Origin of the sequence: Streptomyces sp. NBC_00690, from assembly GCF_036226685.1 — a bacterium.
Taxonomy (GTDB): Bacteria; Actinomycetota; Actinomycetes; order Streptomycetales; family Streptomycetaceae; genus Streptomyces.
Genome location: NZ_CP109009.1, coordinates 8,737,178 through 8,763,737, shown reverse-complemented (window position 1 = coordinate 8,763,737; position 26,560 = coordinate 8,737,178). Strand labels below are relative to the sequence as shown.

Genomic DNA, 26,560 nt, shown 5'->3' with positions numbered 1-26,560 from the left:
CGCGGCAACCGTGTGACCCACCGCCTCCAGTCACCCCGGCCTCCAGTCACCCCGGCCACCTGCCCTCTGGACACCAGACGGCCCCTGCGCGTACAACCTCACCCTGCCGGGTACCCGGGGTACGCGCCGCAATCCTCGTCGCGTCGGGCTATTCCTCACGCCCGGCCCGGACGGCATGGCATCCGGGCCGTCCACGACCGGCGGACCGTTCGCCCCTTTCGCAAAACCGAGTTCGGCCGGTGCCCGGTCGTACCGGCTCGGTTCCACCTGGCCCGCCGCTGCGGGGGCGACCAGGAGTACTCGGCCTGCCCGCAACTCGTCGTTCACCGCACACGGTGCGGCGTCGCAGTCGACGGCACAAACTCCGCTCCCGTTCCTCCAGCACGCCCTCGTCCTGCGCCTGCCGCGTCCTGCGGAACAGCTCGGCGACGTTCCCGCAACGACGACAGATCACCCTCGCCCCGGTCCACCACCAGCAGCCGGTGCACCACCGCCACCACCACACGCGTAGCAACAGCACACCCTCGACCGACCCCACAGCAGCCGATCATCCTGACCCGGCCTCACCCGCCGAAACACCGCGAACCGTCATACAGCCCAGCCCACCCGACCCCGCCAGCCCCGCCCACACCCCCTACCAAAGCGTCCACACCACGATCCCGCTGACACCCACCCACCGCCACCCACTCACATCTCCAAAGGGATCAGGAACGGATTCGCCAGCGCCATTGCCCCACTCCTAGATCAGCCCACCGATCCGCAGATCGTGAGAGTCCAGCCGGTGATCCGGGCGGAGTGTCCCCGGCATGATGGGAGCCATGGCGATCCAGGACACAGCGCAGGCCCAAGCACTGCAACAACGCCTTGCCAAGCGGGCCGGGCGCTGGCCGCCCATCGCCGAGCTCACCGTCCGCTACCGTGCAGGGTTCGCCTACCTCGACGCGCTGCTCGACAACGGCGAAGAGCTCCCGCTGTGTCGCCTACGCGACACCGGCGACCCCGACCGGTGGGGTTTCGCCCTCTACACCGACAGCACCGGCCGCTATGAGGACACCGTGCTGCCGACCGGTCACCCTGCCGGAACCCCCGAGGAAGCTCTTGACCAGTCCTGCGGCCTGCGTCTCGGCGCCCCGCTCACAGCACGCCTCGCACGCGGGGAGGATTTGGCCGCCGTGGTGGGCATCTGGCAACAAGCCAACATCGCCCGTGGGCGGCCGCCCACCGAGCAGCGCGTCGCCCGGGTAGAAGACAAGCTCACCGATCCCGACGCCCTCGTCCTGGTGGCCTCAATCGGCGATGAGGTGGTCGGCATGACCTTGGCCGAACCGGGACGCAACCAGGACGGCCACGGAGCGCGGCTGGAAGACCTGTGCCACATCTCCATGGTTTTTGTCCACCCCGACCACTGGGGACGGCGCATAGGTCTGCTCCTCCTCGAAGGCATCTCCGGACACGCTAACAAGCAGGGGTACACACACATCCAGGTATGGACCGGCGAGAGCAACGACCGGGCGCAACACCTCTACCGCCGTGCAGGCTTCACTCCCAGCGGACGCACCCTCCTGCTCGACAGCGGGGAACCAGTACTCCATTTCGTCCGCCCCACCTCGTACCCCTTAAAGATCAACGCGGTGCCGCACTAGGTCAGAGGAGGAGTCTGTCGGAGGAGTGGGCGTAGTGATGGAGGCCCCCGTAGGGGAATCCGTTGGTGACGACGAGGGGCCGGCCGCGCGGATAGAGGCGCAGCAGCGTCTGGCCTGGGCCGCGGTTTCGGTTGCAGTGCTCAGGTAGCACCAGATGTGCCTGCCAAGGAAGCTGAGCCAGGTGAGCTGCGGGTGCACCAGGAGTCGGGGATGAGGACGGCGCGGGCCAGGCGGTCCAGTCGTCGGCCCGATATACGGCGGGGCCAGGAGAAGCGCAGGAGCGGATCGCTTCAAGGCCCCGGCCAATCCCTTGTGCGATGTGTGCCGTCAGGATTTTCTATGGTGCCGCGTGGACGCTAGCGGGGTCGTTGGAGTTTACGGGTAGAGCGGCTGTGCGATTTCCTCGCTTGGAGTTTCATCCCTGCGGGGGTCGGACACGCTGAGTGCTGGCTTCACTGTGATCACTTTGGGCGCAGGGCGTCGAGGAGTTCGGCGGCGGGAGCGGTGGGGGTGCGGGGGTGAAGAAGTTCGGTGCGGTGCACGATGCGGGGCTCGGTGATGGGTATGGCCGCGATGCCGGGGATGCCTTCGGCGGCGGGCAGGGCGGCAGTGGTGAGGCCGGCTCCGGCGGCGACCAGGAGGGCCAACCCGCGGATGTCGCATCCGGTGTAGGTGAGTTGATGGCCGAAGCCGTCGGACTGGGTGGCGGACCGGAGTTGGGCCAGGGGTACGGCAGCGTCGGGTGCGTCGATCCAGCGGGCGGCGGCGAGGTCGGCCAGCTGTAGCGCCGAACGGCCAGCGAGCGGATGGGTGTCGGGCATGAGTACCGCGAGAGGTTCCTCGCTCACGGGAAAGGCGGGCAGAGGGGCGGCGTCGGAGAGCGGCAGCGGATCGCTTGGCGCCACCGCGCCATCGACCAGCGCCAGATCCGCCGTGCCGGTCAGCACGGCCTGGACGGCCTCGGCTCGGCCGCACATCCGCACCGAGGCCACGAGTTGCGGGGTCGCGGTGCGGGCGCGTACCAGCGCGAGCGCGGTGGCGGGCGTCAGCGCACCCGGCGTGCAGGCCAACGCGAGTCGCCCCGGGCGCACCTGCCGCAGGCGCGCAATGTCGGCCCGCGCCGCGTGCAGGCGCAGCAGCAGCGGCCGGGCGTGCTCCAGCAGACGCTCGCCGGCCTCGGTCGGCGCTACCGGGCGGCGGGAGAGTAGCGGCGCCTCCAGATCGGCTTCGAGGGCGGCAATGTGCTGCGAAATCGCGGACTGGGTGTATCCAAGGGCCTGGGCTGCGGCGGAGAAGGAGCGGTGGTCGACCACGGCGACAAAAGTACGCAGCTGCTGCGGATCCATGAGTATGAGTATCTCTGATAGTGGATGCATAAATCATCGTTGGACGTGATGCAGACGGGCGGCTGAGGATGGCTGCATGACACACACCGCCCGCGTCGCTTTGGTCGGCGACCGCTCGCTCCAGATTCGCTCCCACGCTCGCATCCCGGGTCTACTCGACGGGCTGCGTGAGCGTGACGGTCTGGACCTGGACGCCTACTGGATCCCCACCCAGGATGTTGCGGACCACACAACTCTGGCCGGGTTTGACGCGATCTGGGTACTGCCCGGCAGTCCCTACCGCAGCGAGGCCGGCGCGCTCGCGGCCATCCGCACCGCCCGCGAGGACCGCATCCCCCTGCTCGGCACCTGCGCCGGCTTCCAGCATGTCCTGCTCGAATACGCCCGCAACGTGGCCGGGCTCGCAACGGCCAGTCACGCGGAGAACGCGCCGGACACATCAGCGGCCGACGCCGTGGTGGTACCGCTTGCGTGCTCCCTGCTCGGTCACGAGGGCACGATCGAGCTAACCGCAGGCTCCCTCGCCGAAGCGCTCATCGGCGCCGAGCGATCCACCGAGCGCTACCACTGCAACTTTGGCGCCAGCCCCCACCACGTTCAACTGCTGCGCAACCACGGGCTGCACTTCACCGGCACCGACACCGATGGCGAAGTGCGGATCGCCGAACTGCCGGGGCACCCGTTCTTCCTCGCCACTCTCTTCCAGCCGGAACTCGCCGGCGACGGCACCCGCCCACACCCCCTCATCCGCGGCCTAGCAGCAGCCGCCGTCGCCCAGTCCGTAGGCGTCTATTGAGCACCTGCCTTCACTTGTGCACGGTCCCAGGCGCCCACAGCTCCAGGCGCGCTTCCCTCGACCCGCGACACAGGTTCCCGAGCCACCCGAGGGCGCAGACCACGCATCCGTCAACTCAAGTGCTTTGCTCCGCCACCCACTACGCCCATCCGCCATAGCGCGGTGAGGCCAACTCCAGGCGCCAGTAAGGGTCCGTCTGAGCCTCCGGTGACCTGTGCCATAACAGACGGGGCATGTGTCACTGGAGTTGAACCAAGGATCTTTGTGCCATCGAAGATCGGAAATATTCCCCTCGGACCCTGCCCAGTCGTCGGCGATGTAAGGGCAAGCGAGTCCTGCGCGGCCATCGCACTTTCCAGCGACTGCCGCTTCAACATGCTCGGTTACCGAGAGGCTGACTCCCCCCGTTCTGTTGCTCCACGGCGCGGGGCGTTCGCTCGCCGTCGATCTCCCCGGCCACGGCTGCTCCCCCGAGCTCTCCCCCTGGAACTTCGACGGTGTGTCCTGCGGGACATCGAAGAGACCCTCGACGAGCACGCGATACCCGGCGCAGCCGTCGTCGGCCACTCCCTGGGCGGAGGGATCGCTGCCCTCTAGCGGCGGCGTACCCTGGAATCACCCCCGCCGCGGTGAACCTGGACGGCTTTGGCTGGGGCGTGCCCGGCCGGTACGCAGCGGCGGATCGAGTGCGGGAGCTGGGTAGGACCGGAGCCGTGGTAGCGCACGAATACCTTCAACAGCAGGTCGAGTACGCCGGGCAGTTCAGCATTCCCGCCGAACGAGCGCGGGCTGCGATACACCCGCGGGACAACGGGCGGTGGCAGACGCTGCCCGAGCGGACAGCGGCGCTGGAGATGCTGGAAGCGCTGGATGCCCTGGACGTCTTCGCGCTGCTGCGCCGGGTGCCGTGCCCGCTGTTGGTGGTCCGGGCAGGGTGGGCGCTACCTCCAGTGCCCCGGTATGGAGTGGCTCGACGAGCTGCTCGTCGAGTACGGGAAGGGGCTGGACGAGGACCTGGCCGCGCTCACCGCCGCCCGAGGGGTGGAACGGGTGCGGGTCGTGGAACTCGACGCAACGCATGCCATGCTGCTGGAGGAACCGTTGGAGGTGGCGGAGCTGGTGGCAGGATTCCTGGCCTGAGCCGAACGGGTTCCTGGCGGGCAGGCCACCACCGACCGGCTCCAACCCGTCGAGGAAGAGCGACGCGTCACGGCAGTGGGGATCCGGACCAAGATCTGGCTCACCACCAACACCAGCCGCCGGATGCGAGCCCTATGTGGCAACGCCGAGACCACACCCGAGCAACTCCTGACCCAACTCGCCAACACACCCAGCTCGACAACGACAGCACGGTGAGCATCACCCCGCTCGTCCCCCGCTGAGTACTTGATGGTGCCGGGGCTCGTTCTCCGACCCGCCCGGATTTAGGACGTGGTTGTTGGGGAGAGGTCGTCGGGCAGTTGCGGTGGAGTGCCCTGGGTCCATGTCACGCGCAGCGAAGAGGACGAGACCCGCCAGCCGTCAGCGGTTCTGACCAGTTCGGTGTCGGTGTGGCCAGCGGAGGTGAAGACGCTGCCTGAGCCATCTGCCAGCACATGGGTGCTCAGTTGGGCGCCGCGGGCGGTGGCTTGGTCGCCGTTGATCTCGATGACGGCGTTGGTCCCCAAATGTACGGTCCGATCGAACAGTGCCATCCCGCGCCGGACGCGCGCCAGCAGGGCATCCCGGCCGTGGACGGTGCCGATAGGCATCGCCGCGGTGACGTTCTCGGTATGAAAAGCGCGGGCCCACTCCTCGTCGAAGACCCCCTCATCCAAGGAAAGCAGATAGCGGTCCAACAAGTCGCCGATCGCGGCGCGGTCGATCAGGTCACGCAGCTGGCGTTGCATCGCTTCATCATCCATGTCCGCAAGCCTGCTACCTCAAGTGCACTTCAGGTCAACCCAAATCCCATCTCCACACCCACCGGTACCCCAGGCCCGCAGCAGCCCTCTAGCCTCCTGGGCGTCAGACCCTAGGAGTTGGCGAGCCGAGGGAAACCGAGACCGAGAGACCACAGTTGCGGAAACGTGCAGATCAGCGTAGCCGTTGAGCCACCTGATCCAGACCTTTCTTGATCATCTGTCCGTACTCGTCATCGCCGAGCGCGTCGATCGTCGCCTGCGCACGCTCAAGGTGATCACGAGCACGATCGAGGTCGCCCAGCTTGCGATGGCACTCGCTCAGGTTCAGGTGCAACGAGGGGTACAGACCGGCCGCCGAAACCGACACCCCGGCCTCCTCGACTCGCGCCTCGGTGATCATGCCTGCGGCCACCAACGCTCGCTGGTCCCAGAGCAGTTCCTGGCGTACGTCGTCCTGGACATCGGCCATCGCGTGCGCCAGCTGGCAACGCTGCAGGGGGTCCCCCTTGCTCACCCCCGATCTCCTCCCACATCTCTTCAAGCTGAAGGCGAGCGGCCTCCCGCTCGCCCTGGTGGCTGAGCTGCACAGCCTGACCAATCCGGATGATGATCGGATCCGTGATCATCTTGTGGCTCCCTTCCCACGCCGCCCGGTGGCAGCGGCGGTCCTACCACTCCTGGGCCCGAAAAACGGTGCCAACGAGCTTGCGGTGGATCTCCATGCCCCCGTGGGCGGATCCCGCTTCCCGCCACGCAGCTGAACCGACAAGCTCGAAGATTCGGCTGGATGACGGGCCACGTCTCCCGTTCAACCCCCGACCCAGCAACGTCACCGGAGGCTCAGAAGCAACCGCTTACGGCGAAGCAAGCCTCGACGGCACCTCGCTGCGGCCCCTTGTCCTCGGCCTCGTACATCGGTGGGACGCCCGGCAGTTGCCTGGTGAGACAGGCACGTACCGATAGGGGCCCGCCAAAGTGATGGTTACCTGCGGTTTGCGTGGTCAGCTGGAGCTTCTGCGGCGTCGAGCGCCTCTTCCGGGCGGTGCCTCTTCCCTAGCAGGGTGCCTATGAGGACAGCGCCGAGCGTGAGGAGAGCGGCGGCGACGGCGAGCGCGAGTGAGAAGCCTTCCGTCGCGGCGTGCAGGGGGTCGTCCTGTGCCGCCACGGCATCGCTGCGGCGCGAAGCCAGAGCGACAAGCACCGCCACCCCCACGGCGCCGCCGACTTGTTGAACGGAGCTCAGGACGGCCGAGCCGACCCCGGCGTTCTCCTCGGTGGTGCCTGTGAGCGCGGCGACGGTCAGAGCGGGCAGACTCAGTCCGCATCCGAGGCTCGTGACGAGCATGCCGGGCAGCACCCCGGAGGCGTAGCCGTCGCTCGGGGCCACGCCGGACAGCAGGAGCAGTCCTGCCGCGGTGATCAGGAACGCCATGACGAGGGCCGGGCGCACGCCGAGCCTTGCCACCGCTCGGGAGGAAAGCCACATGCCAGCAAGGATGCCGGCGCCGAAGGGCAGGTAGGCGACGCCAGCCGCGAGCGGGCGGTAGCCCAGCACGGTCTGTAGGTGCACCATCAGCAGGAAGGCCATCGCGTACATGGCGGCAGAGAAGAGCAGAGTCGCCCCGTTGGCTACGGCGCGGATGCGATAGGACAGGAACGACAACGACACCAGTGGCTCGGCGGCCCGTGTCTCGGCCACGACGAAGGCGACGGCCAGGAGCATGGACAGAGCCAACGGCCCGACGGCGGCCGTGTCACTCCAGCCGGACTCCCCGGCCCGGAGCAGTCCATAGACCAGGGACACCAGGGCACCGGTTCCGAGTACTGCACCGGGTACGTCGAGGCGCACCGCGTGTCCGGCCCGACTCTCGGGGACCAAGCGCGGGAGCAGCACCACGGCCGCGAGGGCAACGGGGAGGTTGATCAGGAAGATCCAGCGCCAGGACGCCAGGCCGGTCAGCGCGCCGGAGATCACTAGGCCCATCGTCCCGCCCAGGCCCGCGATGCCACCCCAGATGCCAAACGCCTTGGCGCGTTCCTTGTCGCCGGGGAACAGCAGTGTGATCAGTGCCAGCGCGGCCGGGCTGGCCATGGCCGCGCCCGCGCCCTGGACGAATCGTCCGGTCACGAGGTGCCAGGGTTCTTGCGCAAGCCCGCAGACCAGGCTCGCCCCGCCGAACAGCGCCACACCGGTCAGGAAGACGCGCCTGCGGCCCAGCAGGTCGGCCATGCGGCCGAACAGCAACAACAGCCCGCCGAAGGCGAGGAAGTAGGCGTTGACGACCCAGGCAAGGCCCGCGGTGGAGAAGCCGAGATCCTCCCGCATGCTGGGGAGCGCCACGCTCACCACGTTGTCATCCAGGACCAGCATGAACTGCACGAAACACAGCACTACCAGGGCCGGTCCACGTCGCCCAACGGCTTTAGCAGTGAGGGTGGTTGGTACCGGCTTCATGACGGACGCCCCGTACTCGTGAACGGCCATGGTGAACTGGGGTAGCGCCCATGGCGCGGTGGGTGACTCTTCAACATGCAAATGACGCTATGCACCGGCTACGACGACCGCGATGCGTTACCAGGCCATGCTGTATCGCGTTGGGGACATAGGCTAGGGATCATGAACGAGGCCGTTGTGGGAGCCGTCCCGCCCGGAGTGGGCGCAATCGTTGTCGGAAACTTTCCGTTGGCGTACGGGCAGTGGTTCATCCCGCACAGCCACCCACAGCACCAGTTGGTCTGGGCGCGGCGCGGTGTGCTCGGCGTCGCCGTCGACGACGCCTACTGGGTCCTGCCACCGTCGCGTGCGCTATGGCTGCCCGCGGGGGTGGTCCACCGGACCGGCGCGACCCGTGAAGCGGAGCTGTGCAGCCTCTACTTCGAACCAGACAGGTGCAATCTGGACTGGGCGGACCCCACTCCGGTCGGCGTCGACGGGCTGCTGGCCCACCTCATCGCCTACCTCGGCCGCAACGACCTTCGCGATGACCTACGGCTGTGTGCCGAGACGGTCGTCCTGGATCTGCTGCGCCCCTTGCCGACCGCCCCCATCATCGTCCCGCACTCCACCGACGACCGGGTGCGCACCGTGGCCGCCGCGCTGCTCCTCAACCCCGCGGACCCACGGAGCCTTGAGGCGCACGCCCGGGCGATCGGGGTCAGCCGACGCACCCTGACCCGGCTGTTCGTCCACGACACCGGCATGCACTTTGACCGCTGGCGCACCCATGTGCGACTGCGTGCCGCGCTTCCCCTGCTGGCCGAAGGTCAGCCTGTTTCCCGGGTCGCACACACCGTGGGATACGCAACGTCGAGCGCCTTCCTCGCGGCGTTCCGGCGAACCGTCGGCACTTCCCCGGGACGCTACCTCAATGGCGACACCTCGTTCGAGGCATCAGCCATGAGCGCCGCCCCATCCATGGCTACTGGAGGGTTCGGACCCGAGGGCACGGGGGGCCCGGCTTCTTTTGCCACGACAACGGCGTACCGAACCCCGCTCCCGTCGACATGACGGCAGCGGAATGTTCGTGCAACCGTCGCCGTCGTCTGGCCCGCCATCGCTGTCGAAGTTCGGCTTGCTCAGCGCGGAGACCCCTGCGTGCTCCGGCAGCGGCAGTCGGGCCTCCTTGTGGCCCTGGTCGGTGAGCACCCGCAACTGATGTCCCGACTCCAACCCGTGTCCCCACCTGGACCAAGCCCGAGCCCTTGTGACTGTCAGACGTCGACTAGGTCCAGGAGGTCCTGGAAACACCGGGCAACGTGCTCATTTCTCAGCACCGGGTGCACCGGGGCTGCGGCCTGCTGTGTGGTTGAGGCCCAAAAGCTCACTAACGCACCAGAAGAAGGGCACGAGGGGCCGGCAATGGCAGTGTCATGTGCGGGTACCTCGGTGTGCGCGAGTGGTCCCGGTCAGCGGCGGCCGGTGGCCAGGATGACGAGGAACTGGCCGCCGCCCGCCTCGATGCCGGCGGTCACCGGAAGTCCTGGTACGAGTCGGGAGAACCGGTCCACCAGCCAATCCGCCGCTTCTTGGGCGTCCTTCCTGGTCGGACAACGGCCCACCATCTCGCGGCCTCCCTTGCGCTCCAGCCTGTCGGCAACGGCGATCAGCGGCGCAGGTTCGACTACGTACAGGCGCTCCGGCCAGGCGATGACCACCTTGACCGCGCCCTTGCGGGTATTGCACCCGCGGTGCGCGAGCCGCTCGGCGACTTTGGCCTTCCGGTCGGCGGTCCGGCTGTCGACACTGGGGCCCCGCGGGTCGTTGACCGACTCGTCAGGGTCGACGGGTTCGTCACACACCCAGCACCGCCAGCCGTCACGCTCGGCTACATCATCAAGAAGACTCATCCAAGCAAACTAGCCTGCCCAGCCGCCACCCGCGTACCAGGGCCCGGCATCGTCTCAACACCGGCGGCTGGGATGAGCGCGGCCGGAGTGGGTGCGATCTCGCGAAGGTGGAGCGGTACCGGCCGAAGCCGTGGCGGAGGCCCGACGGTCGTGGGCGGGGCGGCCGTCGTTCATGCTGGACCCCGGCGTCGAAGCGGCCGACTCCGTGTCCCGGGTCTTCGATTGGCGCCGGGTGGCCGCCCGAGGGAAAGGCGGCGGCCCGACCGCAGCGCGCTCGAAACGCTATGCCGACCGGACCGACTCATCAGCTCCCAGCGCACATCGAACAGATCACCTGAATACGGACACCGCTCAGACATTTTTCCGCCGTACCGCCCAGAACCGGGCGCGCCCAGACGTGCGACGTCGACGGCGGAAGCCCGCAGCCGTACGCGCGGACATCCTGGGATGAGACAGGAGTAGCCCCTATCCTGGCCCACTTGTCACCCCACCCGGCCAACGACGGCGCCGGTGTGGCCGTTGAGGGTGGCCAGCGCTTGGGGGCGGTGGAGGTCAGCGCAATCCCCGAGGCGGGTGGTGTGGTCGGTACTGACAGTGGCCAGGGTGCGACCGTCAGGGCTGAAGACAGCCGAGTAGACGCTGTTGATGGTGCGGTCAGTGTTGCCCGAGCCTGCGGACGGCGGGGGTCCCTGACGTCCCAGTGACGGACTGTGCTGCCGTTACCAGCGGTTGTCAGGGTGTCCCCGTCGGGATGGAAGCTGACGGACTCAAGCCGCCAGGCGCCTCGGTGGACTGTCGTTGGCGTTGGTGAGCCGAAACATGATAGCTCTCAATAGGGCGGGAGGTCTGCCATCAGGACTTCCGGGCAGGCGCGGCTGGAAGCTGTAGGCGTACGACCCCTTTGACGGACGGCTGCCGACTATTCGGGAGGGCACGTGGCGAAGAAGGACCGGACAACGGACGCGGCGGAGGACCGCGAGAAGTGGCTGGCTCGATTCCAGGTACGGCTGGCCAGGCAGCCGGGCGTGGATCGTGCAGTGGTGCTCCAGGCGGTGAAAGAAGTCACGGCGCACTGCACGGATATGGACGTGGACCCGCGGACTGCGTTCGGCGACCCGGACGCCTATGCCGTGCAGACTGCCGCGCGGCTAGTACCGGCGGACCGGGCGGCGCGCGAGAAGCGGCACGGCGCCGCGGTGGACACACTCGGCTCCGTGCTGAAAAGGGCTCGGGACATCACCGGTCTATGACCGGTTAAGCCACGCCCCCCACGGCTCAGCGCACAGGTTCTGCACGCGTGCGGCGGGGTTGCCCGGGCGCCCAGTTGTGGGTGGGCCTCAGATTGTCAGTGAGCGGCACTACGGTGCCGCCATGACAGCAGAATCCCGAAAAACCCCTGAAGCCTCCCTATCCGACTGGGACCGCCAACTGGTCCACGCCTTCGGCGTCCTGGTCGGCCGCCCACTGGACGAGTTCGACCCCGCCGCGGTCTACGCAGTCGGCCTCCAGGGCAATGCGCTGAACGAGAGCGGGTTCCTGCGGGAGCCCGACTGGGTGCACCCAAAGGCCCTGAGCGGCGCCAGGCCGATCCCCTGCCCCTTCGGTCTGAGCGGCGAGCCCGACCGGCAGCCGCTGTTCGACCCGAGTACCTCGATCTTCGACTTCGGGCGGTGCGACAGCCCGCAATCACCGCTCCCTAAGGACTTCACAACGGCCCTGAAGTCGGTCTGTTTCGCGGGGAGCCTGGTCAGAGGCGCCGACATAGCACCTCTGCTGGACCGGTTCGGCGTCGATCTCACCACCCCCGCCCTCAAGGACACCTGGGAGATCTACTTTCCCCGCCTGGTCTGCGACGGCACCCTTCTCGACGCCCTCCGTGTCGCCCTGGACACCGGCCGCACCCCTGAGGAACTGGTCCCCCTCACCCTCACCGTCCCCACGGAGCCGGAGGAGGAGTGGGAGCAGGACCTGGCCACGATCGAGCACCCCGCGCTGCGCACGCACCTCGCCTACTTCTGCACGGACGGCGCGGAGGGCCTGATGCCGCTCTATCAGGATGAGACGACGACCGTCCTGGAGGACGAGGGCTGCGAGCCGATCGCGGGATGGGAAGACGGCCACGGGCAGATCGAGATCACAGTGATGAGGCTGAGCCCCCTGGTCTCAGGCCCGGCCCAAGGGTGACGACGCGGGAGCGGGCGGAGTCGGTCAGAGCTCTGGCGCCCTGCCCTCCCTTGTCGGTGGCGACTGACGCCATCGAGACAGTCGACTCAGGCGCCAAGAGGGATTGTTAGTGGCTGCCACCATCAGGCTATGTCCATCTGCTGGGAGTACGCGCGCTTCCTCTTCACAGCCCTCAAACCCACGGTCACTCACTGGGGCCTGCCCACTTTCGGACAGACAGCTGGACGTCCAAGCACGCCCCGATGTGTCCCCCAGAATCTGGCAGCCGGGGCCCTCCCACCATGGCGGGCCGAGAATCTACGACCGTGCGAGGTGATTGGCGATCAGCAGGGCGACATCGGCGGCGCGGAAGCCCAGGCGGCGGTAGATTCGAGCGACGTGGTCCTCCGCATAGGCGAGAAAGATGGTGTGCACTCCGCGCCGCGGGCGTGGATGGCCAGGGCCGCCGTGACGGCTGCGGCCCGACCCTGGCGGCGGGCGGTGGGGAGTGTGCCAACACCACCGATCTCGGTGGTGCCGTCGGCAGGGTTCGCCAACAAGTACCCGCCGGGGCCTACTCGCTACGGAGTTCCATCAGCCTCAATCTGACGAGCGGCCACATGAAGATCGCGCGAATCCTCAACCGCCATCAGGGCAAAACGGATCATCTCCGCGAGATCTCCCTGAGCGCACGTCAAGATGTCGTCGACGATCTCCTCAGGCGGCGTGACCTCGCCGTAGCAGTCATGCCAGGCGTACTCCACCAATTCCAGGAGATCGAGAGCCGCGTCGGCAGCTTCCTTGCCGACAGCCGACTCCACCCTCGCCTCACGCTCCGCTCTCCGGGCATCCCTTCCTATCGCCACGCAAGCCTCAATTCCAGGAACCTTCGCCGATACAACACAGACATGGAATGTTACTCATCATCCCGTCTGCCGAGCCGCGGGTATGACGACCGGGTGCCCTGCGCTGACCCTCCGCCTGGGGTGCGGCCAATCCCCTGGGGACGCCGGTTACGCCGTATCAGCGAGACCCGTACCCCGCACACATCACGCTAACGCAAAAGACCACCCGAAATCAGAGAGCCTTGCGCAAAGCTGCTCCCCTTAGATAAAGCCCCCGAGCAAGGCGGGCACTTGGCCGCCGATCGACCACCAGGGAGCTGCCGGCATGCGCATCATCGAAGGGTCGCCACAGCGGGCTCTCAAGTGATCAATACACCGGCCGGCCCCGGTCAGCTTCCGCAGCCACAGCCCGCCGCGGACTTCACCTCGGCAGGAGTGGCCGTGGAGTCGGTGGACTGCTCGGCGGGGGTGCAGCAGGCGGTGACACCGCAGCACTCGGCCGACGCAGTCGCGTCATCCGCCGCGATGACGGCGGTGTCCTGAGGCTTGACGGCTCGGACGATGGCGGAGTGCATCCCGTCCGCGACCGCGTGAGTCGGAGTGACTTCGACGCCGGTGAAGCCGGCCGCTTCGAGCCCCGCACGGTATTCGGTGAAAGACAGGGCGCCCGCGATGCATCCGACGTAGTCGCCGCGCTCGGCCCGCTGGGCGGGGGTGAGGGTGTCGTCGGCGACGACATCTGAGACGCCGATCCGACCGCCGGGGACGAGGACGCGATGCATCTCGGCGAAGACCGCCTGCTTGTCGGTCGACAGGTTGATCACACAGTTGGAGATCACCACGTCGATCGTCGCGGCGGGGAGGGGGATGGCCTCGATGGTGCCCTTGAGGAACTCGACGTTGGTCGCCCGGGCCTTCTTCTGGTTCGCGAGGGCCAGAGCAAGCATCTCCTCCGTCATGTCCAGGCCGTACGCCTTCCCCATCGGGCCGACGCGGCGGGCGGAGAGCAGGACGTCGATACCGCCGCCGGAGCCGAGGTCCAGGACGCGGTCGCCCTCGTGCAGGTCGGCGACGGCGGTGGGGTTGCCGCAACCAAGGGAGGCGGCGACGGCCTCGGCGGGCAGTTCGTCGCGCTCGGCGCCGGTGTAGAGGCCGGAGCCGAAGTTGTCGTCGATCTCGATCGCGGCCGGCCCGCAGCACGTGGTGCCGCCTTCGGTGACCTGGACCGCGGCGGCGGCGTACCGTTGGCGGACGGTCTCGCGCAGGTTGTTGGACTGCTCGGTCATGACTGGCTCCTTGATGACGGGGCCTCACTCGGCCCGGACCTGCTGACATTCACATTCTTCGATTCAACCTTGCGACTTGGATCGAAAAATGTCAACATAGAAGTATGTCGAAACAAGAACTCGCGCTCCGCGGACAGGACAGCCCCGACGGCTGCTGCCCGACCCTGCTGACCGCACCCCTGGATGCACAGTCAGCGGCCGATCTGGCACAGGTGTTCAAGGCGCTCGGGGACCCGGTACGGCTGCGGCTGCTGTCGATGATCGCCTCAGGGGACGGCGGGGAGACCTGCGTGTGCGACCTCACTCCCGCGTTCGAGCTCTCCCAGCCGACGATCTCCCACCACCTGAAGCTGCTCAAGCAGGCCGGGCTGATCGACTCCGAACGCCGCGGGACGTGGGTGTACTACCGGCTGCTGCCAGCGATGACCGACCGCCTCGCGGCCGTCCTGACCCGCCCCGCCGTCCCGGCCGAGACCCTGGAGGGCATTTCGTGAACGAGACGGCCGCCCCGGCGACCGGCCCTATCGCGGGCCGCCTGTCCTTCCTGGACCGCTACCTCGCTGTGTGGATTCTGGCCGCGATGGCCGCCGGCCTCGGGCTGGGACGGCTTATGCCCGGCCTGGGCGACGCGCTCGCGAAGGTCACCGTCACCGGCGTCTCGCTGCCGATCGCGCTCGGCCTGCTCGTGATGATGTATCCGGTCCTCGCCAAGGTCCGCTACGACCGTCTCGACGCCGTCACCCGCGACCGCCGCCTGCTCATCTCGTCCCTGGTCCTGAACTGGATCGTCGGCCCGGCCCTGATGTTCGCCCTGGCGTGGATCTTTCTGCCGGACCTGCCCGAGTACCGCACTGGCCTGATCATCGTCGGCCTGGCCCGCTGCATCGCCATGGTCATCATCTGGAACGACCTCGCCTGCGGCGACCGCGAGGCCGCCGCCGTTCTCGTCGCCCTCAACTCGGTGTTCCAGGTGATCGCGTTCGCCGGACTCGGCTGGTTCTACCTGAACGTGCTGCCCGGCTGGCTCGGTCTGGAACAGACCGCGCTGGACGTGTCGGTGTGGGAGATCGCCCGCTCCGTCCTCGTCTTCCTCGGCATCCCGCTGCTGGCCGGGTTCCTCACCCGCCGCCTGGGAGAGAGGGCCAAGGGCCGCACCTGGTACGAGACGAAGCTGATCCCGCGGCTCGGCCCGTTCGCCCTATATGGGCTGCTGTTCACCATCGTGGTGCTCTTCGCCCTCCAGGGCGACGCCATCACCTCCAAGCCCCTGGACGTCGCCCGGATCGCGCTGCCCCTACTCGTGTACTTCGCGATCATGTGGGCCGGGTCCCTGGCCGCCGGCCGCGCGGTCGGCCTCGACTACGCGAAGGCGACGACGCTCGCCTTCACCGCGGCGGGCAACAATTTCGAACTCGCCATCGCGGTCGCCATCGCCACGTTCGGCGCCACCTCCGGCCAGGCCCTCGCCGGAGTCGTAGGCCCCCTCATCGAGGTCCCCGTCCTCATCGGCCTCGTCTACGTCGCCCTCGCTGTCCGCCGCTACTTCCCCCAGCCCAAAGCGGCGACCGCCCCCGCCCTCTCCCCGGAAAGCCCCGCCCGTGTCTGACCTCCAGCCCAAGCCGTCGGTGCTGTTCGTGTGCGTCCACAACGCGGGCCGCTCGCAAATGGCCGGTGCCTTCCTCACCCACCTCTCCCAAGGCCGGGTCGAGGTCCGCTCCGCCGGATCGGCGCCGGCCGACGCCGTGAACCCCGCCGCCGTCGAAGCGATGGCCGAGGTCGGCATCGATATGTCCACCGAGACCCCGAAGATCCTGACGATGGAAGCCGTACAAGCGTCCGACGTGGTGATCACGATGGGTTGCGGCGACACCTGCCCCATCTTCCCCGGCAAGCGCTACCTCGACTGGAAGCTCGACGATCCCGCCGGACAGGGCGTCGAAGCGGTCCGACCGATCCGTGACGAGATCGAGCAGCGCGTCCACGACCTGCTCTCCGAACTCCTGCTCCACTGACACTTCGCGTGGCAGAACTACTGACGTGAGCGCGGCAAGCGACACGAACCCTGAGTGCACCGAGCGGGTTGTCGCTTGCCATTGGGAAAGTCAGTGATCTTTGGATAGGGCGGGTTCGGGTTCGTTGGCGCGGCCGGGGCCTACAAGTCCGCCCTGCCTGCAGGTGGGCCGGTCGGATCACGCGGTCTTGACGGGGAGTTGCAGGTAGGAGGCGTGGCCGCCGTCGGTGTGGTTGATGCACTGTCCGCGGTTGGCAGGGGTGTACTCGCGGATTCCTGGCATCATCGTTCCCAGGATGGACCGGCGCCACTGATGACGAGGCCGCACCCTCGACGGTGGGACCAGCGGCTCCGCGATCTCCCACAACCCGTCCGGATCCAACTCCACGTACCCCGCCCCATGCCGAGGACCAGGACGCCTCACCACTTACGAGCTGGTGCGTGATTGCGCGTGAGGTGTTCTTGCTGGTGGGTGGCATGATCCGGATGTGGCGATCATGGTCAGTCGGACGGTTCTCGCGCATCAGGTGTTCACAGGTGTCTCTCGGGGGCATCTCGCTTACCTGATTGAGGAGTTGGCCGACCCTTGGCAGGCGGTGGTCGAGGGGCGTCGTCACAGAGCCCGCGGCGGGGCCAGGCGACGTGAAGCAGGAGCCGGTGTCCGGCATCGGCTGGTGTTCGTCGACCGGCTCGTGGCCACGCTGATTCATCTGCGGCACGATTTGCCGCATGCGGCGTTGGGGCTGCTGTTCGGCGTCGATCGCTCCACCATCACCCGTGCGATCGGCGAGATGCGAGGGCTGCTGGCCGAGCGGGGATGTGCGGTCCCGGACCGGCCCGGCCTGCGGCTGCGGACCTTGGCGGATGTGTTCGCATACGCCCAGGCCGAAGGCATCGAGCTGCGGCTGGACGCCACCGAAGTCCAGGTCCGTCGGCCCCCGGCCGGCCGCGGCGGACGCCGTGCCTTCGTCTCGGGGAAGAAGAAGCAGAACACGATGAAGGCCACCGTCGTCGCCGACCATGAGGGCCGCACGCTCTGGACCGACGCCCTGCGACCAGGGCGGATGCATGACGCGACCGCTGCACGCAACGAGGGCATCGGTACCTGTTTCCAGCGCTTCTCCGACGTTGAAGTCCTTCTGGACGACGGCTACCTCGGACTCCGCCGCGACCATCCCGGCCAAGCGGTGACGCCGCCGAGGAAGGGAAACAAGATCAGCCCTCCCGAGGTCCTCGAAGCCCGCCTACGAGCCCGGCACCGGCACTCCTCGAAGCGCATCACCGTCGAACACGCCCTCGCCGATCACAAACGCTGGAAGCAATTGGTCCGCTGGACCCACCGCCGGGAGAATCTGCCCGCCACCTACCGGGCCATCGCCGGCCTCGTCTCCGACCGCAACACCACCGACTGACAAAAACCCCCCGGTCAGGCATCCACGTCTCAAACGCAATCACGCACCAGCTCGTTAGAACACGGTCTGAGTACGCGGTCTCTCGTCACGAAACCGTCGCCCTGTCGGGCCGTCCGGACCGGGTCCGGTCCCACGGGCGGCGCGCGCAGACCAACGGCACAGCCAGGCAGCGGAGTCCGGCCGAGAGAAGGGTTCGTCGGCTCCTGGAAGCCTGCCGCCCCCACTCCCGCACCTGCGCCATGCGCCGAGGTCGACGCCGTGCGATGAGTCGTGGTCCACCTGGTGCCGACAGATCAGGCAGTCGCCCGTCACCGTCCCTGTCTGCCGCGTTGTCGCAGATTGGGGGCGGCCTTCTGGGACAGCCCCCAACCATCCCGCAACCCGCTACGAGCCGGCCGCCCGGTGGAACCGACGTACCGGTCTGCGAAGTCCTACCGGAATGTCAGGCGTCGACTCCCACTCCGCTCGGCTTCCAGGCGACGAGGGACGAGCGGAACCAGGTCCAGCCGCGGCGGTCCCAAGCCGTGGACTGAGTGGGGAGGCGGTCCGCGTAGTCGTCCCATGTGGACGATCCCGACGCGGTGCTCCTCCTGCTGCACCTGATCATCGACGGCCTGCGGATGCGTGCGCTGCGCGACCCGGACCGAACCGAGTTCACCGCGGAATGGCCTGCCGCACGCGCCGCGCTGTCGGCGTTCCTCGCCCCGCACGAACGCGCCAAGCGCACCGAGGAGAAGAAGCGCCCTTGAACAGCGGTCCGGATGCGCAGGCCACCGTGGCGAGCAAACCAGGTTCCTCCGGGCCGCCACCTGTTGGTGGAGCGAAGAGGCCGCTCGTCCTGCACGTCGTGTGGGCGTTCAGTCTGGAACGATCCTCAGCCCTGAAGGCCCCTGAGTCCGGAGATGGGTGGCCGTTGCGCGACGGTGTCTGCCGCCCCACTGCCCTTCTCTCGGGCTTGGGGATCGCGTGAACGCCGGCGGCACCATGTTCTTCCTGGTCGGTGGCATGAACAGTCCGGTGTCCGGTGTGCGACAGGTGTCCTGGCGGATGGAGGCTTCTCCGAGCGGGTCATCGCTCCGGCTTGCAGAAGTCGTCTCGGCCGGTTGCTCCGCGTTCCGTTCGTGCTGCCGCGAGTGCGGCCCTTGACCCTCACGTGGCGTCAGGCTGCATAGTCGGTGCCGTGGAGGATCACTGGACAGTGGGACGCGTGGCCGAGCTGGCCGGGGTGAGCGTCCGCACACTGCATCACTATGACGAGATCGGGCTCGTACGTCCTTCAGCGCGGACCGGGGCCGGATACCGGGCCTACTCGGCAGTCGATGTGGAGCGGCTGCGGGAGGTGCTGGCCTATCGGCGGTTGGGCTTCGGGCTACGGGAAGTTGCAGAACTGGTCGACGACTCGTCCACCGACGCGGTCGCGCACCTACGCCGACTGCGCGGCCTGCTGCGGGAGCGGCGTGATCGCGCTGACGCCATGGTGGCGGCCATCGACAGGGAACTTAAGACACGGGCGAAGGGACTGATGGTGACACCGGAGGAACAACTGGGGATGCTCGGCGCACGGCTGTACGACGCGATCGGCAGCGCTTACCGTGCGACACGGCGTACCGAGCCGCGGATCGCCACGCAGATCTGGGACGCGCTCGGCGACGCCCAGACGGTGCTGAACGTCGGGGCCGGCACCGGCTCCTACGAGCCTGCTGATCGCGATGTGACCGCGGTAGAGCCATCAGCGGTCATGCGGGGGCAGCGCCCTCCCGGCTCGGCACCGTGCCTCGCCGCCGCTGCGGAGAGCCTGCCGTTCGAAGACCACTCCTTCGACGTCGCCATGGCCGTCTCCACCGTTCACCATTGGGGGGACCCGATAGCGGGGCTGCGCGAGATGCGCCGCGTGGCCCGCCGCGTGGTGGTGCTGACATTCGACACCGACGAGCCCGGATGGCAGGACCGGTTCTGGCTTACCCGCGACTACCTGCCCGAGTTCGCCGGCGTCCTCGCAGAATTTCCCTCACTCGCGGGGATGACCGACGCGATCGGCGCCAGGGCTGAGCCGGTGCCCATCCCGTGGGACTGCGCTGACGGGCTGTTCGAGGCGTACTGGCGCCGACCGGGAGCCTATCTGGAGGACCACGTCCGCCGTGCGATGTCGGTGTGGACGAGGGTCGGGCCGGAGGCCGAGCAGCGGGCGGTGCGAAGCCTCAGCGACGACCTCGACTCCGGCCGGTGGGCCGAACTCAACAGCGACCTCGCCGACCGCGACACGGCAGATCTCGGCCTCCGCCTGCTCGTAGCCTGAACCACGTCGCAGTGTCAGTGTTCTGGCGGCTCTTGGGCAGCTGGCGTCAGCACTAGTTCACGCTGCTACGGCGTGTGTACGGATCCGGTGGCACGGCCTTGGCGGACAAGACGGGAGATCGTGGAGAGCTGCGGCAGGTGATGTACCGGATGGTGTCGTGGTCACCCCGGCACCCTGTCGCGCGGTGCTCACCCGCCGGGCCTCGTTCGGCCCACCGGCCCGCTCGGACGGGCTTGACCTCAACCGAGGTTGATGTCCGAAGGTGACGCCATGACGACCTCATCGGAACAGCGTGCGGCGGTTCAGAACTGGATCAGGGAGACGGCACACCCGCTGACCACCGTGGACGCATCGGAGCCACTGGACGACCTGCGACCGCTGCTCGGCATGCTCCGCGAGCGGACGGTTGTGGTGGGCTACGGTGCCGGGACGCGTGGTGCACACCAGCTTTTCGCTCTCCAGACGCGCGTTGCCCGACTGCTGGTCGGGGAGGCAGGCTTCCGCGCTGTCGCACTCGACCAGGACTGGACGCTCGTCGCCCGGCTCGACGCCCATGTCCGCACCGGCACCGGGGACCCCGTGGCACTGCTGGAGGCCGCCGAGCCGTTCTCCCGCACTGAGGAGATCCTCGCCCTCGTCCAGTGGATGCGTGCCTTCAATGAGACTCACCCAAGTGATCCGGTCCGCTTGATCGGGGTCAGCCCTCATGAGACGGGGGTACTGGCATACGACACGGTGGCTCGCTATGTGCGCACGGCTCAACCCGGGCTGATGGACGAACTGGAGCGCTGCTACGCCGGCCTTCGGCCCGAAGGCGAGGTGTCCGCGCACACAAGCCGATTCCGAGCCCTGTCCGACAGGCGGTCCTGCCGCGACCGCGCGCAGGCGGCACACGACCTGGTGGCGGGAGCGCCGGGCCGCGCCGGACATGCGTGGGCGCTCCAGAACGCACGGCTGATTGTCCAGTACTACGAGCTGCACGACCACGATGACGATCCATTGGACCCGCACAACATGACGGCCTACGAGCGGTTGTTCGCCGAGAACGTCCTGTGGTGGCAGCAGCACACCGGCCACAAGGTGCTGTTCTGGTCGTCCAGCTCCCACACCGCCCATGCGCGCACCAGGGTCGTCAGCTTTCCGCCGGACCCGGCCGCCACTCCGTCCCGAAACGCGGGGAGCTATCTGCGAGAACACCTGGGCGCCCGGTACCTGTCGATCGGTCTCACCTTCGGTGCGGGGGAACTGGCCACCTACACCGGCGCCCCGGCCTACCGGGTGCCCCGACCCGTACCACCCTTGGTGGAGTCAGTGCTGGACGACGAGGCCCTGGGCGACTACCTGCTGAACCTCCGCACGGACACGCCGCAGCAGGTTGCCGATTGGCTCGCCCGGACCACCCATTCCAGGCTTGTCGGACCAGGCCACGACCCGCGACGCGACACCGATCACCACATGACGGGCGGTTCTCTGGCCGAGTGGTTCGACGTACTCGTCCATCTGCGGCAGGTGACTCCGGCCCGCCCCTTCCGCAAGGTGAAGCCTCCGGTGAAGAGGCAACCGTGACCCCTCGGCAGGTGGAGCCCTGGGAGAACGTACTCACCAGCGGTTCATCCTTTGCCAGCGGTGGCGCGAAGACCGACGGCATGATGGCCAGCCGGCCGGCGTTGCCGACCCGTGGTCGTCAAGCGAGCTGGGCGCAGAGCTCAGAGACGGTCACGAACGGGGTCGTCACCCGGTACGCGGCGTGCGCACGGTCGGCTCTTTCCCACCGAGTGGGGGCGGGGTCGGTGGGCAAGGTCACGCGGCCCCCGCCGCTGCCAGCGCCGCGACCGGCAGGAGCAGAATCCACTGGGGCAGGCGGAGCAGGGGTCTGGGCCAGCCGACGGACAGGGTGATGACCAGGAAGGCTGCCGCGTACGCGATGAAGTGCGCGGCCACGAACCACGCCACCAGGCTTGCACCCGGCGTACCGTCCGTCAGGGAGAGGTGGAGCAGGGCCAGTCCGGAGAGCACCAAGTCGACGCTCACCATGTGCCACACCGCATGCAGGACACGCCTGGGTTCGTCCGCGAGCTTGCAGGACAGCAGCGGGCGCACCACGTCCCGGTGCCCGCCGACGGTGTGCACCGCGGCCACGCCGAGCGCGGTGATGCCGGCCGCGAGAAGCCAGCCGTTCATCGGACCTCGATTCCCTTGGCCACAACAGCGGCCAGCAGCGCAGCCAGATGCTGGTCAGGGTGCTCCCCGACCAGCCCTACGTGGAAGAACACGGCTCCCGCCAGTGTGTCCAGGATCAGGTCCACTGGGGTTTCGGCCGCGATCTCCCCGCGCAGCACTGCGCGTTCGAAGACCGACAACAGCCGCTGCTTCGACGGGGCCAGGAAGTCGCCGCGGATGCGTGCCTTCAGTTCCGGATCGGCGGCGAAGTCGGCGAGCAGCCCCGGGAGTGCCGCCGCGGCGGCAGGCGCACGAAATTCGTCGACCAGGCCCTGCAGCAGCACGGTCAGATCCCCGGCCAGCGTTCCGGTGTCGGGGGGTGGAGCATCGTCGGTGGTCGTGAAGGCGGCCTCGAAGACCAACTCAGGTTTGCCCGACCACCGCCGGTAGATCGTGTCCTTGCCGACGCCGGCCCGCGCGGCCACCGCTCCGATCGATGTCGCGGCGTAGCCGACCTCGACCACCAGCTCTGTTGTCGCGCCGATGATCGCCTCATGCGATCGCGGGTCCCTGGGACGCCCCCTGGAGGGCAGAGAGGAGCTCATAGCATTTACCTTACGGGTCGTCCCGTAAGGTAAACAAGAGCGGGCCGGCCCTCAGACCCAGAGCCAAGCCCCCGGGCTACACAACAACCGGCCCCGGAACTCACCGCGTTCGGATAGAACCCCGAACACACCCCCACTCACGCAGTGCACACAAGACCTTCCGAGAACGCAAGACGAACGAGAGCACCGGACACGACGGCCCCACCACCTGGAGTACCGCCGCCACGAGGGGTGAAAGCCTCACGCACACTCCGATACAGCACAGAAGGGGGACGGACTGCAGGTCCATAGCCCTGGTGATGATCAGTGCCGAGCGGGGCCGTTGGGGCCGGCGACAGCTCCGAGTTGAGCGAGACCATCCAGTATGTCCGTGCAGGTCCAGTACTCGACGAACTTGCCATCGGCTACGCGCAGGATGTCGTGGCCGCTGAAGGCGATCCTCGTTCCGATGGGCGCGGTGGCGTGTGGGATACCGCCGGTGTAGGCAGCGCGCATGGTCCAGCGGGCGGCAATCAGGTCGCCGTCGACGATCGGACCAAGGTCGACCGTGATGGTGATGTCACCGAAGGCGGCCATGGTCTGCTCAATCTCGGGCAGTATGCGCGCCGGGCCGGTGATTGCCTCGGAATCGCTGCCGTCGGGGCGCGCCTGGTGGACGAGGAAGTCGGGAGCGAGGATGGCTCGGGCGTGACTGAAGTCGCCGCGCCACATCTCGCTCCAGCGGCCGTAGAGGGAACTCAGTTGCTCGGAGTGGTCGGTGGACATGAAGCTCTCCGTATGTCGTGGTAGGAATCATCTGCATCAGACAGTATCTGCGCGACGCAGATAATGATTCTCGCAAGGGTTGATTCATGTCAGACCGAACCCGCACGGAAGCCCTCGCAGGGGTCACTGCGGCAGCTCGGCGGCACCACGCCGTCTACACGTTGTTCAATCAGGCCATGGCCGAGCAACTGGGCCTACACCCGACCGATCTGCAATGCGTGAGCCTTCTCAGGCTGGAGACCAGGCCGCGAACCACCGGTGAAATCGCGAAGTTGACCGGCCTGACCTCCGGATCCGCCACCCGCCTGGTGGACCGGCTTGAGCGGGCCGGCCTGGTGGAGCGCACATCCGACTCGCGCGACCGGCGCAGAACGCTCGTCTCCCTCACCATTCACCGTTCGCCGGACATCGAGGCTGCTTGGGCGACTCCCGCCCGTGCCTTCGACCAGGCCCTGAACGACTTCACCGACGAGGAACTCACGGTGGTCGAGCGGTACCTGGAACGCATCACCGAGGTCGGCAGCGAACAGACCACACTCATGTCCGGCGGTTGACCCGACGAGCGGCACCGGGGGCCGCGGTGACCTCGCTGTGCAGAACGCGGTCGCGGCTACGGAAAGCGCCGGCCTGGTGCCATCCGTACCCGTGGGACCGGTTCAGGAGTGTGGATGGCCGAATCCAGCTTCGCCCCAGGCACAGCTCGGCCGCTCGGCAGGTGACACCGGCGCGGATCAGCGGGTCCGGTAGCGCGCATAGATCAGTCCGCTGTCGAAGGAACGCTCCTCAACCAGTTCGAGATCGAGGCGCACGCCGTCGGGGAAGAACCGCTTGCCGCCGCCGACCACGCTCGTCGTGATGAAGAGGTGGTACTCGTCCACCAGACCGGCCGCGATCGCCTGGGCCGCGAGGTTCGGGCCGTCGACGGTGAGGTCGTGTTCGGCCTCGGCCTTGAGCTTGCGCACGGCGTCCGGGTCGAAGGTGCGCTCGATCCGGGTCTTCGCACTGGACACCGACTCAAGTGTGGTGGAGTACACGACCTTCTCCGCGGTCTGCCAGTCGAGGGCGTACTGCAGGATGTGCGGCGGTTGGTCGGGCTCGGTGTGCGCGGTCTCCCAGTAGACCATCGTCTCGTACATCCGTCGGCCATAGAGATAAGTGCCGACGGGACGGAAGAGATCGTTGATGAAGGTATGGACCTCTTGGTCATCGGCCCCGGTGCCCAGGTCGCCCTCCAACGCCTCGGCGTAGCCGTCGAGCGAGGTGACCATCGAGTAGATGAGCTTGGCCATGAGACTCCTTCAGGAACGTTGTATGTCCGCCGGCCGGCGGTCCTCTAAGTTATGGACCGCCCCACGACCCGGAACTCATCGAAGACTGGCCGATCGGTTCCGGCCACCGCGGGCAGACGCCGGTTAGAGCACGCCCCGCCAGCGGGTTGCCCACACAGCTCCGGCCCGGCCGCTCCCTTGCGAAGCGAGTCTGCACCGGCTGAGAGGCCGTCCGTAGGTCTGCTCCACCGATCACCCCTTCGGTATCGGGGGTGAAGTCCCTGGTCCCGGGGCGCGGGCGGTGTTCTTCATGTCGATGCCGAAGTTGGAGGCATGCTCAATGAGGCCAGGTGGACCCCGATCCGACGAGAGAGAAATGGCCGCAGACAGCACGAAGACGCAAGATGAACTGCTGGCTGGATCGTTCGGCGGTGCGTGACGAGCACTCACCGCACTGTGCGATGGGTGAGGGCGACTGATGCCTACCCGGTGGCGCCACTCACGGGTCGCCGCTGACCACCTGCACGAGCCCCCAGCGACCCCGCACCTTCACCGCGGACAACAAGATCCGCCAACCGGTCTGCGCTTGAACGGCGATACCGGGTCGTACCGTGACCGGGCCCACCACCCTGCCATCGTCGCCGTGGAGGGTGATCGATCTCGTGCTCACTTCGTCGATCGTCAGATACTCGCAGTCGACATGTTCTTCGATCAGGGAGTTCTCCGGCCAGGGCACGAGATCGTCACTCTCGAACGCGCTGACGAACGCTGCGATGGGTGCCAGCTCATCCACGCCGGTGTCGATGTCCTCGACGGCGCTCCGGGCTGCGCCAGCGTCGAGGTGGCCTTTCACAACGAGCCATTCCAGCAGGTCGGATACCACCTTGCCGGCAGTACGGATCTCGTGCGGCGACGCATGCTGCTTATGGGGCAGCGTCGTGTGGAAGAAGGTGGACAGATGCTCGACGATCTCGGCGGGCGCCATCTCGGCGGACGGCTTGTCGCCGTACCAACCGATACTGAAGCGCAGCGTCCCGATGGCGGCGTCGGCCTCCTTGAACGCATCCATGTCATCCCACTGCTCGACAAGATAGGACGACAGCACGGCGGCCAGTGTGGCTTCCACGCCGTCCTCCGCCGGCCCGGTGAGCGAGGCGCCGCGGACCTGGTGGTGGGCCAGTTCCGCGGCCAACTCGCACACCGCCTCGTCCCACCGTTCGGACTCGTCATCCCCTTCGTCCCATATGACATGGTGCTGGGCGAGCAGCGGACGCAGTCGTCGCCGTAGATCGGGCTCATCGGGAAGAGTGCGCATGGCGCGGTGCTCACGCAGGGTCTCGTCCTCCACGCAGATCCGCACCCGACAGGGTCGGGTCAGAGCCTCAAGCCCTTCGACGACCGCCTTCAACGCCATCTGACCGGGCGTCACACCTGTATCCATGCCGACGATCGTGCGCTGGCGGGAGTTGTGGACCAGGACCGCCGCCCACCCGCCGAACCCGTCCTCGCACATGCCCTCCGCATGTAAGGTGACCTCGCCTGAGGCAGACTCCATATGCTCTCCCGACATACCGACACGTCATGGTGATCGGACCGCCACATAGTAGGGGCATCCGATACGGCCTGTCGGGCTTCGAGAGTCTGCGGTGGCCGGGCCTGTGTGGTGGAGGGACGGCGAGGCCCCAGTCATGAACACATGGGTGCCGTGGTACC

The 26,560-nt window shown here is 67.7% G+C and carries 27 protein-coding genes and 2 pseudogenes; 15 read left to right on the top strand and 14 right to left on the bottom strand.

The window, feature by feature from the left end; all coding sequences use genetic code 11:
• The first annotated feature begins 818 nt into the window (after positions 1 to 818).
• Positions 819 to 1,643 (top strand): GNAT family N-acetyltransferase, encoded by an 825-nt coding sequence (locus OID54_RS37220; RefSeq protein ID WP_329027061.1) that lies wholly within the window; start codon positions 819 to 821, stop codon positions 1,641 to 1,643.
• A 461-nt stretch (positions 1,644 to 2,104) separates the two neighbouring features.
• On the opposite strand, the gene OID54_RS37215 is transcribed toward OID54_RS37220, so the two are convergent.
• Complete coding sequence (locus tag OID54_RS37215) at positions 2,105 to 2,989, bottom strand: LysR family transcriptional regulator (protein ID WP_329027059.1); 885 nt, start codon at positions 2,987 to 2,989, stop codon at positions 2,105 to 2,107.
• A 76-nt stretch (positions 2,990 to 3,065) separates the two neighbouring features.
• Between OID54_RS37215 and OID54_RS37210 the strand changes: the two genes are divergently transcribed.
• From OID54_RS37210 to OID54_RS37200, 3 genes are all read left to right on the top strand, one after another.
• Positions 3,066 to 3,785 (top strand): CTP synthase C-terminal region-related (seleno)protein, encoded by a 720-nt coding sequence (locus tag OID54_RS37210; RefSeq protein WP_329027055.1) that lies wholly within the window; start codon positions 3,066 to 3,068, stop codon positions 3,783 to 3,785.
• Between the two features lie 960 nt (positions 3,786 to 4,745).
• The gene (locus OID54_RS37205; protein ID WP_329027053.1) at positions 4,746 to 4,925 is read left to right on the top strand and encodes a hypothetical protein; all 180 of its coding nucleotides are present in this window, start codon (positions 4,746 to 4,748) and stop codon (positions 4,923 to 4,925) included.
• A 75-nt stretch (positions 4,926 to 5,000) separates the two neighbouring features.
• Complete coding sequence (locus OID54_RS37200) at positions 5,001 to 5,141, top strand: hypothetical protein (RefSeq protein WP_329027052.1); 141 nt, start codon at positions 5,001 to 5,003, stop codon at positions 5,139 to 5,141.
• Between the two features lie 68 nt (positions 5,142 to 5,209).
• Here OID54_RS37200 and OID54_RS37195 read toward each other — a convergent pair whose 3' ends face one another.
• The 3 genes from OID54_RS37195 to OID54_RS37185 form a co-directional block, all read right to left on the bottom strand.
• Positions 5,210 to 5,689: a nuclear transport factor 2 family protein gene (locus OID54_RS37195; protein WP_329027050.1), complete on the bottom strand. Its 480-nt coding sequence runs from the start codon at positions 5,687 to 5,689 to the stop codon at positions 5,210 to 5,212.
• Between the two features lie 172 nt (positions 5,690 to 5,861).
• Complete coding sequence (locus OID54_RS37190) at positions 5,862 to 6,203, bottom strand: hypothetical protein (protein ID WP_329027048.1); 342 nt, start codon at positions 6,201 to 6,203, stop codon at positions 5,862 to 5,864.
• Positions 6,204 to 6,671: 468 nt separating this feature from the next.
• Positions 6,672 to 8,144 carry a DHA2 family efflux MFS transporter permease subunit gene (locus OID54_RS37185; RefSeq protein WP_329027045.1) on the bottom strand — a complete coding sequence of 491 codons (1,473 nt, stop codon included), beginning with the start codon at positions 8,142 to 8,144 and terminating at the stop codon, positions 6,672 to 6,674.
• A 162-nt stretch (positions 8,145 to 8,306) separates the two neighbouring features.
• Between OID54_RS37185 and OID54_RS37180 the strand changes: the two are divergent.
• Positions 8,307 to 9,068: pseudogene (locus tag OID54_RS37180) on the top strand (AraC family transcriptional regulator); the annotation flags it as partial.
• Positions 9,069 to 9,595: 527 nt separating this feature from the next.
• On the opposite strand, the gene OID54_RS37175 reads toward OID54_RS37180, so the two are convergent.
• A complete protein-coding gene (locus OID54_RS37175; RefSeq protein WP_328304434.1) occupies positions 9,596 to 10,036 on the bottom strand; it encodes a hypothetical protein in 441 nt (146 codons plus the stop codon).
• A gap of 482 nt (positions 10,037 to 10,518) precedes the next feature.
• The gene (locus tag OID54_RS39330; RefSeq protein WP_443055825.1) at positions 10,519 to 10,683 is read right to left on the bottom strand and encodes a hypothetical protein; all 165 of its coding nucleotides are present in this window, start codon (positions 10,681 to 10,683) and stop codon (positions 10,519 to 10,521) included.
• 288 nt (positions 10,684 to 10,971) lie between these two features.
• Between OID54_RS39330 and OID54_RS37170 the strand changes: the two genes are divergently transcribed.
• Both OID54_RS37170 and OID54_RS37165 read left to right on the top strand, forming a co-directional pair.
• Entirely contained in the window at positions 10,972 to 11,286 is a 315-nt protein-coding gene (locus OID54_RS37170; RefSeq protein WP_329027043.1) for a hypothetical protein, read from the top strand.
• A gap of 121 nt (positions 11,287 to 11,407) precedes the next feature.
• Positions 11,408 to 12,220, top strand: a complete 813-nt coding sequence (locus OID54_RS37165) for a hypothetical protein (RefSeq protein ID WP_329027040.1) — start codon at positions 11,408 to 11,410, stop codon at positions 12,218 to 12,220.
• A gap of 560 nt (positions 12,221 to 12,780) precedes the next feature.
• Here the strand turns inward: OID54_RS37165 and OID54_RS37160 are convergent.
• The gene (locus OID54_RS37160) at positions 12,781 to 13,020 is read right to left on the bottom strand and encodes a hypothetical protein (RefSeq protein WP_329027038.1); all 240 of its coding nucleotides are present in this window, start codon (positions 13,018 to 13,020) and stop codon (positions 12,781 to 12,783) included.
• Between the two features lie 413 nt (positions 13,021 to 13,433).
• Positions 13,434 to 14,330 (bottom strand): arsenite methyltransferase, encoded by an 897-nt coding sequence (arsM, locus tag OID54_RS37155; RefSeq protein ID WP_329027036.1) that lies wholly within the window; start codon positions 14,328 to 14,330, stop codon positions 13,434 to 13,436.
• 104 nt (positions 14,331 to 14,434) lie between these two features.
• Between arsM and OID54_RS37150 the strand changes: the two genes are divergently transcribed.
• Genes OID54_RS37150 through OID54_RS37140 form a run of 3 tightly spaced genes read left to right on the top strand, consistent with a single transcriptional unit; the run spans position 14,435 to position 16,342 of the window.
• Positions 14,435 to 14,824, top strand: a complete 390-nt coding sequence (locus OID54_RS37150) for an ArsR/SmtB family transcription factor (protein WP_329027034.1) — start codon at positions 14,435 to 14,437, stop codon at positions 14,822 to 14,824.
• A complete protein-coding gene (gene arsB / locus OID54_RS37145; RefSeq protein ID WP_329027032.1) occupies positions 14,821 to 15,936 on the top strand; it encodes an ACR3 family arsenite efflux transporter in 1,116 nt (371 codons plus the stop codon). Before OID54_RS37150 ends, arsB begins: the two co-directional genes overlap by 4 nt.
• The gene (locus tag OID54_RS37140) at positions 15,929 to 16,342 is read left to right on the top strand and encodes an arsenate reductase ArsC (RefSeq protein WP_443055742.1); all 414 of its coding nucleotides are present in this window, start codon (positions 15,929 to 15,931) and stop codon (positions 16,340 to 16,342) included. The genes arsB and OID54_RS37140 overlap by 8 nt, the downstream gene beginning before the upstream one ends.
• Before the next feature lie 315 nt (positions 16,343 to 16,657).
• Here the strand turns inward: OID54_RS37140 and OID54_RS37135 are convergent.
• A pseudogene (locus OID54_RS37135) lies at positions 16,658 to 16,743 on the bottom strand (IS5/IS1182 family transposase); the annotation flags it as partial.
• A 95-nt stretch (positions 16,744 to 16,838) separates the two neighbouring features.
• On the opposite strand from OID54_RS37135, the gene OID54_RS37130 reads away from it, so the two are divergent.
• From OID54_RS37130 to OID54_RS37115, 4 genes are all read left to right on the top strand, one after another.
• Complete coding sequence (locus OID54_RS37130; protein ID WP_329027195.1) at positions 16,839 to 17,753, top strand: transposase family protein; 915 nt, start codon at positions 16,839 to 16,841, stop codon at positions 17,751 to 17,753.
• 563 nt (positions 17,754 to 18,316) lie between these two features.
• Positions 18,317 to 18,502: a hypothetical protein gene (locus OID54_RS37125; RefSeq protein WP_329027030.1), complete on the top strand. Its 186-nt coding sequence runs from the start codon at positions 18,317 to 18,319 to the stop codon at positions 18,500 to 18,502.
• 449 nt (positions 18,503 to 18,951) lie between these two features.
• Positions 18,952 to 20,049 carry a MerR family transcriptional regulator gene (locus tag OID54_RS37120; protein ID WP_329028009.1) on the top strand — a complete coding sequence of 366 codons (1,098 nt, stop codon included), beginning with the start codon at positions 18,952 to 18,954 and terminating at the stop codon, positions 20,047 to 20,049.
• A 270-nt stretch (positions 20,050 to 20,319) separates the two neighbouring features.
• Complete coding sequence (locus tag OID54_RS37115; protein ID WP_329027028.1) at positions 20,320 to 21,615, top strand: erythromycin esterase family protein; 1,296 nt, start codon at positions 20,320 to 20,322, stop codon at positions 21,613 to 21,615.
• 234 nt (positions 21,616 to 21,849) lie between these two features.
• Here OID54_RS37115 and OID54_RS37110 read toward each other — a convergent pair whose 3' ends face one another.
• The 3 genes from OID54_RS37110 to OID54_RS37100 all read right to left on the bottom strand — a co-directional run bounded on the left by OID54_RS37110 (position 21,850) and on the right by OID54_RS37100 (position 23,579).
• Positions 21,850 to 22,230, bottom strand: coding sequence for a hypothetical protein (locus OID54_RS37110; protein WP_329027026.1), 381 nt, complete (start codon positions 22,228 to 22,230; stop codon positions 21,850 to 21,852).
• On the bottom strand, positions 22,227 to 22,814 hold the full coding sequence (locus tag OID54_RS37105; protein ID WP_329027025.1) for a TetR/AcrR family transcriptional regulator: 588 nt from the start codon (positions 22,812 to 22,814) through the stop codon (positions 22,227 to 22,229). The genes OID54_RS37110 and OID54_RS37105 overlap by 4 nt, the downstream gene beginning before the upstream one ends.
• A gap of 303 nt (positions 22,815 to 23,117) precedes the next feature.
• Complete coding sequence (locus OID54_RS37100; protein ID WP_329027023.1) at positions 23,118 to 23,579, bottom strand: ester cyclase; 462 nt, start codon at positions 23,577 to 23,579, stop codon at positions 23,118 to 23,120.
• Between the two features lie 86 nt (positions 23,580 to 23,665).
• Between OID54_RS37100 and OID54_RS37095 the strand changes: the two genes are divergently transcribed.
• Positions 23,666 to 24,133 (top strand): MarR family winged helix-turn-helix transcriptional regulator, encoded by a 468-nt coding sequence (locus OID54_RS37095; protein WP_329027021.1) that lies wholly within the window; start codon positions 23,666 to 23,668, stop codon positions 24,131 to 24,133.
• Between the two features lie 177 nt (positions 24,134 to 24,310).
• Here the strand turns inward: OID54_RS37095 and OID54_RS37090 are convergent, their stop codons facing one another.
• Positions 24,311 to 24,868, bottom strand: coding sequence for a dihydrofolate reductase family protein (locus OID54_RS37090; RefSeq protein ID WP_329027018.1), 558 nt, complete (start codon positions 24,866 to 24,868; stop codon positions 24,311 to 24,313).
• 478 nt (positions 24,869 to 25,346) lie between these two features.
• On the bottom strand, positions 25,347 to 26,402 hold the full coding sequence (locus OID54_RS37085) for a hypothetical protein (RefSeq protein WP_329027017.1): 1,056 nt from the start codon (positions 26,400 to 26,402) through the stop codon (positions 25,347 to 25,349).
• Positions 26,403 to 26,560: the final 158 nt, after the last annotated feature.